At 59.5% G+C, this 10,027-nt stretch carries 7 protein-coding genes and 1 pseudogene; 2 read left to right on the top strand and 6 right to left on the bottom strand.

The window, feature by feature from the left end; translation table 11 throughout:
* The 4 genes and pseudogenes from C4334_RS13765 to C4334_RS13750 form a co-directional block, all read right to left on the bottom strand.
* Positions 1 to 243: pseudogene (locus C4334_RS13765) on the bottom strand (IS5/IS1182 family transposase); the annotation flags it as partial.
* A gap of 21 nt (positions 244 to 264) precedes the next feature.
* A complete protein-coding gene (locus C4334_RS13760; RefSeq protein ID WP_352432665.1) occupies positions 265 to 483 on the bottom strand; it encodes a transposase in 219 nt (72 codons plus the stop codon).
* Positions 484 to 524: 41 nt separating this feature from the next.
* The gene (speD, locus tag C4334_RS13755; RefSeq protein WP_352432664.1) at positions 525 to 905 is read right to left on the bottom strand and encodes an adenosylmethionine decarboxylase; all 381 of its coding nucleotides are present in this window, start codon (positions 903 to 905) and stop codon (positions 525 to 527) included.
* A gap of 488 nt (positions 906 to 1,393) precedes the next feature.
* Positions 1,394 to 3,928: an LPS-assembly protein LptD gene (locus tag C4334_RS13750; protein ID WP_352432663.1), complete on the bottom strand. Its 2,535-nt coding sequence runs from the start codon at positions 3,926 to 3,928 to the stop codon at positions 1,394 to 1,396.
* Positions 3,929 to 4,118: 190 nt separating this feature from the next.
* On the opposite strand from C4334_RS13750, the gene lpxB reads away from it, so the two are divergent.
* A complete protein-coding gene (gene lpxB / locus C4334_RS13745; protein ID WP_352432662.1) occupies positions 4,119 to 5,375 on the top strand; it encodes a lipid-A-disaccharide synthase in 1,257 nt (418 codons plus the stop codon).
* A gap of 368 nt (positions 5,376 to 5,743) precedes the next feature.
* Here lpxB and lpxD read toward each other — a convergent pair whose 3' ends face one another.
* Both lpxD and lpxA read right to left on the bottom strand, forming a co-directional pair.
* Complete coding sequence (gene lpxD, locus C4334_RS13740) at positions 5,744 to 6,802, bottom strand: UDP-3-O-(3-hydroxymyristoyl)glucosamine N-acyltransferase (protein ID WP_352432661.1); 1,059 nt, start codon at positions 6,800 to 6,802, stop codon at positions 5,744 to 5,746.
* A gap of 95 nt (positions 6,803 to 6,897) precedes the next feature.
* A complete protein-coding gene (gene lpxA / locus C4334_RS13735) occupies positions 6,898 to 7,689 on the bottom strand; it encodes an acyl-ACP--UDP-N-acetylglucosamine O-acyltransferase (RefSeq protein ID WP_352432660.1) in 792 nt (263 codons plus the stop codon).
* A 165-nt stretch (positions 7,690 to 7,854) separates the two neighbouring features.
* Here lpxA and C4334_RS13730 point away from each other — a divergent pair, with 165 nt between their 5' ends.
* Entirely contained in the window at positions 7,855 to 9,852 is a 1,998-nt protein-coding gene (locus tag C4334_RS13730) for a radical SAM protein (RefSeq protein ID WP_352432659.1), read from the top strand.
* Positions 9,853 to 10,027 lie beyond the last annotated feature (175 nt).

Here is a 10,027-nt window from a genome sequence, read left to right as displayed (position 1 = left end):
TTCCAGTGAGACCACCTGCTTCGTCTTGGTATCGCCCCCCACATGGATCTTGATGGAGCCTTTCCGTCTCTTGCGCATCCACTCCCCACGATGGGTGACCTTGATCCCTGTGCTCTCCACAGCGATCACTACCTCCTCCTCTACTTGAGGCTTGTAGCCCAGATCTGGATCGAGCTCGAGCTTTTGGAGGCGCAAGGAGAGAGTGCTGTAGTCCGGGGTGGGGATGGAGATCCGCTTTCTCAATCTCCGGGCAACACCCTCCAGTTAACGATAGGGGAGACCGAAGACCACGCGCAATGTCCCTAAGAACAATATCAGGCTATGAGGATAGCGGAACGGTCGCCCGTTCTTCCCCAGGTTCATCTCAAAGAGTTCCTCTTGCCAACCCTGCAAGCTCTCCACATCGAGCAAGATCTCCCCCCGCTGGACGAGGTGCTCGTTGTATTCTTTCCAGTCCCTATCAGGCTTCTCCTCCTTGGTCATGGCCTATCCACCCCTCGCCATCCTAGCCCCTCAGGTCCAGCTTATTCAACACAGCACGCAACTGGATACTTTCGCCCGACCAAGCCACGCTCGACGAGCGTCGCTTCGCAACTGCCTGCGCTGAGGCGGTGCGCGACCAGATGCATGATCAAGTGCGGGTTCACCGTCTCGCTGCAAGTGAAGATGTCGAGCGCGGCGTAACCGTACTCAGGCCACGTGTGGATGGCGATGTGACTTTCGGCGATGACAACGACGCCGCTAACGCCATACGGACTGAATTTGTGAAGCACCGCGTCAACGACGGTGGCGTTTGCGGCTTGAGCGGCATCGAGTAGGGCTTGTTTGACAAGCGTGGCATCGTTAAGGAGATCTCTGTCGCAGTCGAACAGTTCGACGAGAAGCTGCCTTCCGAGCGTTTTCATCTGAACATAAAACCCTCCCGAGTGATGTCAACCAGCGTTGCAACGGACGAGTTTGTGATGATGAGAAAATATTGACGGAATGTCAAGACCTAAATGGACCACAAAAAGACGATCCCGCAATGTGGCCAACAAAGGGCTGCGCCGCGACGAGACAGACCATTGATCGCGATCGGCTTCATGAAGCAGCTAGCAGTGCTCTCATAGCCACATGATGAGAGGGGAGTTGAAGCGAAGAAAGAAAGGTTTGACCGACCAGCGAACTCACGACTGCACGACGATGAGCAGGTAATGACAAGCGCTTCAGATCGTACGCATCATCGGCCAACAACGAGGCTGCGCACGTCATGGCCACACGATGACACAAAGCCTCCTCGCGCGCGATAGTGGACTCGAACCCTTTTTAGGACGAGAGAGGCCGCGCAAAAGGCGCGCGGCGCGCTTGAACTCACTAGATGTAGGGATCCCGAAAATCCTCTGAACAATAGCTTTCAGCGGAAGCGTTGGCCGATCTGTTCCGTGCCGATGGTGCCGATGCCGTTCAGGCGAAAACTGAAGACGAAGCGGTTCTCGCGTCTCACTCCGACATTGAACGTGAAGTTCTGCACGGTGATGGCGCAGCAATCAAAAGCGTATCCGAGCGTCAAAGTCGAGCTGATCAGCGAGGAGCTCCCCTTGCCCGGACGGTTTTGAAAATCGAAGAAGAAAGCTGCGCCACCAAACAACCCTCGCTCCGTGTTGCCGATGAACAGCGATGGGCTCCACTGCGATCCCTGCAACGTCCCCGGCTCTTTACCCCGCTCATCGGCGTACTGACGCAAACTCGGCGATAGCCCAACGGCGCGCGTGTAGTAGAAGGTTTGATAGGCTTTTACGAGACGCCGATCCACGCCGGTCGTCACGGCGAGCGCGCGCACGCCGTCGCCATTGGGATCGAGATCAAGCCGCGCATCGGTGAAAAGTCGGTAGAGCGGACGATAGCGGACTTCGAAGTTGATCGGTGAGAAGCGTCGCGGCACGCCGCCGTAACTGAAACCGGAGAAGGTGTTGATCGGATAGAACTGATTGCGTTGTCCTGGCACGAGCGCGCCGCCGAAAAAGGGGTCGAAGAAGTACTTGCCGCGAACCGCAATCGACAAAGTTTCGTAAGGCTGGCCGCCATCTTGTTTGTCGAGCGGCTTACCGTCAGGAGTCTCTGGCGAACGGCGCGCAAAGAACCGATTGACAACGCCGTATTCGATCTCGTTGGTATCGGCGACGGCATCGAGTTCATCGAAGAGGATGATTCGACGGAAATCCTCCTCGATGCCGATGATGCGGCGGTAAGCGAGGTACGGCTCGATCACGTGGCGGAAGCGGAACGCGCCATCGCTTTTGCGAAAGTCGCGCGCCAAGGCTGGCGGTCGCACGTCGAACTCGAATTCGCCATAACCGCGCACGAGGTCGCGGCTTGAAACCAGTCGCGTCGCCGGATCGAGCGAGTTCGAGTAGTAGGTTGCGCGCACTCCGGCTCTCACGGTCGCCGACCAACCGCCGAAATGGAGCGGGATGTCGAAGCGCGGAAAGAGGTCGAGGCGCTGGACGATGGATGGCGTGACGATGGCGTTTCTCACTCGATTCGACGCAAGCAGCGTCGGGGCGTCGAACGTCTCTTTGCGGCTCACACCATCAAGACTGCTTTCGAGCGAGAAGTAGAGCGGCAAGCGGCCGAGCGCGCGCAAGACCGAAGGACGCTTTTCGAACGAGATGCTTGGCAAACGGCGCGTGCGGATGCGCATGCCGGAGAGCGTGATGACTTGCGTGTTGGCAAGAAGGTTCAAACTGTAGTCATCGAAGTTGCGATTAATGAAGACCTGTGAGCGCTCTTCGGGCGAGACCGCGCGCTGGATCGAATCGGAAAAGACCTGTCTGAAAGCCAGATTCGACGTGATATCGATATCCGCGACGGCAAGGAAACCGTTCGGGAAATAGTGAACGCCTTCGACGTACAAGCTCGACCCGCCTTGATCGGGGGCATCCGGTCCAGCTTTCTTCCCGAAGAGCCGATCCTTGACGGCGAAGAAGCCAGCGTTCAGATACGAACGCGCGTTGGCGCGCGTCCGCAAGTCAGCGCCGAATCCAATGCCGCGCGCCGTGTAAATGTCTCCGCGCAAGGTCAGATCAGCCGAACGTCCGAGCGTCAGGTAGTAAGCGTTCGACAAGCGCGCTCCTTTGCTGCCGGAAGCGCTGAAAGTAGGCGTCAAAAAGCCCGACGCGCGATCCCGTCGTTTGATCGGGACCGAAGCATAAGGCAAACGAAGAAGCGGTAGGCCCTTGACGTAAAAACCCGGCGACCTCAAGCGCACGCGATCGTTCAGCCGGATTTCAGCTCGCCGAGCGCGAAAGCTCCACTTCGGCACTTCTTCATCGCAAGCCGTGATCTCGCCGTTGGTGATGACGATCAAATCGGCGCTTGCTTTTTCGACGCGCTCGGCCGTGAAGTAGAGGATCGTGCCGTCTTGCGTTTGATTCGTGAATCCGGTGGAGTTGACGAAGTACCCGGTCTTGGTCGCATAGTTCCATTCAGCGCGCGTCCCCGTGATGCGCTGTGCGCCACGCTCGAGTTGCTGATCGAAGACGACGTTGCCTTCGGCGACGACGCGGTTCTCCGCTTCGTACACGGTCACCTTATCGGCCTGCAAACGATACACGCCGATGCGCGCGTCCACGTTACCTTCATACACGAAGACGCGCTTTTCAGGCGGTCCGGCGACGCTGAACCGATCGGCATCTACGGTCAGCTCTTCGGTATTCGCCTCTTTTCCGACTTGAATCGGCAGGCGCGGACGAAGCGTTTGGTCCTGCGTGAGCGGATTGACGCTCGGCGTGTCGGTGATTGGATTAGCGACTTGACGCTCGACCTGGTTCTGTTGCTGCGCGGCGATTTTGCCGAGCGAGAGCGCGAACCACACACACACAACCAAAACTTTCATCCAGATGGCGTCGGCGTCGCACGAAGCACTGTTGTCGAAACGCGAGCGTGACATCCTCTTCCCTTGCGATGAAAGCTTCTGATGCTAGCACGCGAACCTATGGAAGACAAAATGTACGCGCGCATCAGGCGGACGCGCTGCGCCTGCATTGGTCCACGAACTTCGCGCGTTCGTATTCCTTGGCCGCAACCATGATCCGATTTTGCGCAACACGATCGCTGGTTTACAGCTCTGCACCCGATGTATGATCGTGCTTCTCGCGATGCCAACCGCCACCAAGAACGTGACGGAGACTTTCCGCTTGATGTTGGTCGCTGGTGAAGCATCCGGCGACGCGCATGCCGCGGCGCTCGTGGCAGCACTGCGCCAAACGGCTCCCGAAGCGAACTTCGAATTCTTCGGTCGTCCCGGACCGCGAATGCGCGCCTGCGGCGTCGAACCGACCGCCGATGACGGCGATCTAGCGATCATGGGCATCTTCGAGGTGGCGCGTGCGCTGCCGCGTTTTTGGCGCACCTACCAACAGCTGCGTGAGACGGCATATCAACGTCGCCCGGATGCAGCGATCCTCGTCGATTGGCCGGAATTCAATTTGCGTCTTGCGCGGGCGTTGCGGCGCGCCGGCGTGCGCGTTATCTACTACATCAGCCCGCAGCTATGGGCTTGGCGCGAAGGGCGCGTGCGTTACGTCGCGCGCGACATCGATCTGCTGCTCTCCATTCTGCCTTTCGAGCTGCCATGGTATGCGGCGCGCGGTATCTCGCACGTTGAGTTCGTTGGGCATCCTTTGGTCGGCGAGGTGCGCGCCGGTCGCACGCGCGCCGAATTCTGTCGCGCTCACGCCCTAGATCCCACCCGCCCGTTGATCGCGCTGCTTCCGGGCAGCCGCCGCAAGGAACTCCAGCGCATCTTGCCGCCCATGCTTGACGCCGCGTTCATCATCGAACGTTGCAGGAAGGACGCGCAGTTCGTCGTCGCGCTCGCTCCATCGCGCACACGCGCTGAACTCATGCGCCTCACCGCGGAGCGCACACGCTCGCCACGCCTGCTGCGCATCGTGCACGATGAAACCTACGATGCTTTGGCCGCAGCCGACGTCGCAGCCGTCGCCAGCGGCACGGCGACTTTGGAAGCGATGCTGCTCGAAACGCCGCTCGTCATCGTCTACCGCGAATCCTCAATCAACTGGCATACGCTCGGGCGGCTCATCCGAACGGATGATGTCGGGCTGGTGAACCTCATCGCTGAAAAGAGGATCGCGCCGGAGCTGATTCAAAACGATTTCGCGCCGGAGAACCTAGCGCGCCACATCCTCGCGCTGCTCGATCCTGTTGCTAACGGCGCGATGCGCGCCGAACTACGTGCCGCCAAAGCGAAGCTCGGCACCGACGGCGCAAGCGCTCGCGCCGCGCAGGCCATCATCCAAGCCGTGCGCCGCTGGCGATCTTTCAACCAAGCCGGCACGACGCCCGATGATTCCGCTTCGCCCGCACAATGCTAAACGGGGACGCGCGCACGGTGAGACGAGGGCGAACCAATAGAAAAGATTCAACGAGAGGCGCTTCGGTCAAAGCGAGTTGATCAAGAGAACCGTGTCGCCAGACGCGTGTTGAAGTCAGAGCGACAGGAGACGAGGCGGTGACCGCCATGCGGCACAGTCTGCCTGCGAAGATGGCGACAGGGAACGAAGCAACGCCCTCGCAAAGCGCGTGTGGGCGACGGCAACCAGACGCAGAGAAGAACGCGCACGGCGCGATCCTGACATCGGCGCTCAACTTTCATCGGGCGTGATCGATCGCCGCCCGGCCTTCGTTCGTTTAACCTCAGATCGCATGCTGCGCGCGCTCTTTGCAGTTCGTGAACGTTCATTCAATCGCGCGTCGCATCTTGCGCGCGCTCTTCCAGTTCGCGCAGTTTTCGGCGAATCTCTTCGATCTCGGCGCGCATCTCTGGAAGGCGGCCCCAAAGGGCATTCAGCCGCTTGTACTCATCGAGCGGGCGCGCCGGAATGCCCCACACCACCGCTCCCGCTCGAACGATCTTGCCCGGCAAGATCCCAGCCTTTGAACCGATAACGGCACCGCATTGAACGCGCGCGTGATCCCCCATGCCGACTTGTCCGCCGATGACGCAATCGTCTTCGATCACGGTGCTGCCCGAAATCCCAGTCTGCGCAGCGATGACGACGCGCGCGCCGATCTGCACGTTGTGCGCAATCTGAACCAGATTATCGATCTTCGTCCCACGACCGATGCGCGTCGCGCCCAAGGCGCCGCGATCCACACAAGTGTTCGCGCCGATCTCGACGTCATCTTCGATGATGACCGTACCGAGCTGCGGGAATTTATGGTAACCGTCCGCCGCGCGCACGAAGCCGAAACCGTCCGCGCCGATGACGACACCGGCATGAAGGACGACGCGATTTCCAATCGCGACGTCATCGTAGATGACGACGTTCGGATGGATCACGCAATCGTCGCCTACCTGCACTTTTGCGCCGATCGAGGCGCCGTCGTGTACTTCCACCCTCTCGCCGATCACTGCGCCCGCGCCGATGCGCACATACGGGCCGATGTAAGCGCTCATCGCGATGCGCGCGTCGGCGGCAACCCATGCTGTCGCGTCCACTCCGGGAGCGGGCCTTTTCCGCGGGTGGAGCGCCGCGGCGACCAAGGCGAAGGCGAGTTTCGGATTCTCCGCCTCGATGCACGCCGGAGCGCGACACTCCACCCCTGCAGGGACGATCAAACAGGAAGCGCCGCTCTTCGCAGCTCGCTCTGCAGCGCGCTGGTTCTCGACGAAAGCGATCTCGCCTTCGCCCGCCGCGTCCAAGCTCGCCACGCGCTCGATCAACGTCGCGCCGTCGCCGCGCAATCGTCCACCGACTAGTTCAGCCAATTCCGCAGCCGTGATCTTCCGTTGCGTCATGAAACCTCATCATGCAGAAGAGCGTCGCCGTCGTCACGCATCTGCGGCGATCTCGTGCGCCGAGCAATCGTCACCGGACCTCGATTCTCGTGCTGTTAGCGCGCGCCGCTCTCTTTGCGCGCAGCGCGCGTCCAGCCGCGATTTGAGGACCGGATGAAGTCTAACAGATGGGCGACGTTTGCGTCGTTCATCTCGTGCAGCGCCGCCAAAGTATCTTCCAGGCTCAAATCTGACCGGAAGAGCAGTCTGAAGGCGCGCTGCAGATTCAAACGCTCCGCGGCGCTGAAACCGCCGCGCCGAAGCCCGACGACGTTGACTCCGCGCACGCGCGCCGGATTCCCATCTGTTATAAAGAATGGTAACACATCCTGCACGATCTTCGACTTTCCGCCGACCATCGCGTACCGCCCGAAACGGACGAACTGGTGCGCGCCGACGTTGGAAGAGAGAAAGACGTGATCTTCGACCACGACGTGTCCAGCGAGCGCCACGCCGTTGGCGAAGATGTTATCGTCGCCCACTTGGCAATTGTGCGCGACGTGCACGCCGATCATGATAAAGTTGCGCGAACCGATGCGCGTCGCTTCGCCCACGCCGCAAGCGCGATGGATGGTCGCGAACTCGCGAATGACGTTGTCGTCGCCGATGACGAGTCGGCTCGCTTCGCCGCGAAACTTCACGTCTTGCGGTTCGCCGCCCAACACGGCGTGTTCGCCGACGCGATTGCGCTGGCCCAGTTGCGTGAAACGTTTGATGACGGCGTGCGCGCCGATTTCACATCCATCGCCGATGACGACATCCTCCTCGATAACGGCATAAGGGCCGATCATCGAGGAGGACGAAATCTCTGCGCGCGGGCTGATGATGGCTGTCGGATGAATTTTCATCTCATCTAATGTTGAACGCCAAAGGTTCGCCGAAGCGGCTTCGACGCGCCTTTTGATCCTTGCCTCGAGGGTGGAAAGCCATTATTATTTCCCGCTGTTGACCGATGCAAGGCGACCGACGGCACTATCTCGATTTCATGTTTGACACAGGAGGAAAACGACGAAGTGTTTAGCGACCATTTTCGGCGCAACGAATCGCTCAGGGGCCGGTTGAACGGCGTGCGCGGCTCAGCGCTGCTTTCGACCCTGTCGAACGCGGCGTGGAAACTCTTTCAAGCCGTGAACACGCGCTTGCCCGAAGGAGAAGCGCTGCGCCCCAAATGGGCGCCGGGACCGCTCTTGAAGTCTTACGAGCGGACCAGTCCGCCGCTCGGATTTCCGCGTGAAACCGATTCGCTCTGCCCGACCTGTGTCAAACAGGTGCGCGAAGCCGTTATCCGCGGCGAACTTTCGCTTGACACCTTGATGCACGCCCACCCAGGTGAGATCAAAGCGCAGCTCCTCGAAGAGGACGGGCGCATCATCATCCGCAAAACATGTCCCGCTCACGGCGAGTTCGCGGACGTGCTTTCGACCGATGCCGCTTTTTTGCGCCGGATCGAATCGCTCTTCTTCGGACGTGACTTTCGCGCCGCCGAAGATGCTCACGTGCATCGTCATGGCACCTCGACGATCAAATTCGGGCGCGGCGCTGTGTTGACGGTTGATCTCACAAACCGCTGCAACATGATGTGTAACCCGTGCTTCATGGACGCGAACCAAGTCGGCTACGTCCATGAACCGTCCTTCGATGATATCAAAGCCATTTTGGATCGGGCCGTCAGCTTCAAACCGCGTCGTCAGATCATCATCCTTTTTTCGGGCGGCGAGCCGACCCTTTCGCCACACTTTCTGGAAGCGGTCGCTTACGCCAAAAAGATCGGCTTCTACCGCATCCTTGCAGCGACCAATGGCATCCGCTTTGCCCAAGACCCGGAATTCTGCCGCGCGGCCAAAGAGGCCGGTATGCACGGCGTCTACCTGCAATTCGACGGTGTCTCCGAAGAGAAGAATCGCCATCGCGGGGTCGGCAACTTGTTCGATGTCAAGCTGCAAGCGATCGAGAACTTGGCGCGCGTCGGCATCAAGATCACGCTCGTGACGACCATCGTCAACCAGATCAACAACGACGCCATCGGTCAGATCGTCGAATTCGCCATCAAGAACATCGACAAGATTCAAACCATCGCCTTCCAACCCGTCTCCTTCACTGGGCGCGACGAAGACATCGGCGATGAAGAACGTCGCCGCCATCGCTACACGCTCGCGTGCATGGCGCACGACCTCAAGCGTCAACTCGGCGGGCGGTTGGAACCGATGCGCGATTGGTTCCCGCTCTCATCCTACTCAGCCTTTACGAGCGTGATGGACATGCTGCAAGGCGCTGATGCGCCATGGGGCTGGTCCAGTTGCAATTGCCATCCGAATTGCGGCATCTTCACGCTGCTTGTCGTCAACCGTCGCACAGGCCAATGGATGCCGCTGTTCGAGTTCTTCGACTATGAACAGTTCATGCGTGACGTTGCGTTGATCACCGACACGGCGCGCGGGCGAAAACTCACCACCGCCCAGCTTGCGCTGACCATTTTGCGCAACTACGATGCCAAACGCGCTCCTGCTGGCTTCCCTGTTTCGCAGATCATCAATCTGTTCCGGCCAAGTTCCACAAGCTCGAATAGCGATCGGAACGATCGCATGAAAGCGCAGCGCCCCGACGATCCGAACGACGTGTGGCGCGTCCTGTGCGTCGAAGGGATGTGGTTCCAAGACCTGTTCACCTACGATTTTCGCCGCACAGAGATGTGCGTCATCCCGTATGGGACGCAGGAAGGCGAAATCTCTTTCTGCGCCTACAACACGGGCGTCGGTTGGCGGCAGATCATCGAGAACATGCACAAAACGGCTGATCTGGCCAAATGGTACAAGGAGCATGGACGCCATCCGGTTTACGCCAAAGGCAGACCCGTGCCGTTGCAGAAGACCCGTCATTCGCTTGTGCTGCCCGTGATCAACTCGACTCCTGCGCCAAACGGTTGCGGCAGTTGCGGCGGCGCGAGCCGGCTTGGCAGACAAGCGCTTTCGCCCTATCTGGTCGAGGACGAGGAGATCGAGCTGACAGTTTGAGCGCGACGTTTGTTTCGAGCTGATCTTCGAATCCTTGCCTGTTCAGCCGAGTTCGGAGTTTTAGAAAAACGGGGGGCGCGAGGGGCTGTAATCCCCCTCAATTCATTGAAGGGATACACCGCACCCCCTCGCTACAGCATTGATGTCCGTTTCGCAGCATGTTACCGTAACATGT

This window comes from Pyrinomonas sp., from assembly GCF_040289685.1.
In the GTDB taxonomy this organism is placed as follows: Bacteria; Acidobacteriota; Blastocatellia; order Pyrinomonadales; family Pyrinomonadaceae; genus Pyrinomonas.
The sequence above is the reverse complement of the archived record's forward strand: the minus strand, read 5'-3'. Positions and strand labels throughout refer to the sequence as shown.

Bases quoted from the DNA above. Each gene is read 5' to 3' on its own strand.
- C4334_RS13760 (WP_352432665.1), bottom strand. From the start codon at position 483: ATGACCAAGGAGGAGAAGCCTGATAGGGACTGGAAAGAATACAACGAG.
- speD (WP_352432664.1), bottom strand. From the start codon at position 905: ATGAAAACGCTCGGAAGGCAGCTTCTCGTCGAACTGTTCGACTGCGAC.
- C4334_RS13750 (WP_352432663.1), bottom strand. From the start codon at position 3,928: ATGTCACGCTCGCGTTTCGACAACAGTGCTTCGTGCGACGCCGACGCC.
- lpxB (WP_352432662.1), top strand. From the start codon at position 4,119: ATGATCGTGCTTCTCGCGATGCCAACCGCCACCAAGAACGTGACGGAG.
- lpxD (WP_352432661.1), bottom strand. From the start codon at position 6,802: ATGACGCAACGGAAGATCACGGCTGCGGAATTGGCTGAACTAGTCGGT.
- lpxA (WP_352432660.1), bottom strand. From the start codon at position 7,689: ATGAAAATTCATCCGACAGCCATCATCAGCCCGCGCGCAGAGATTTCG.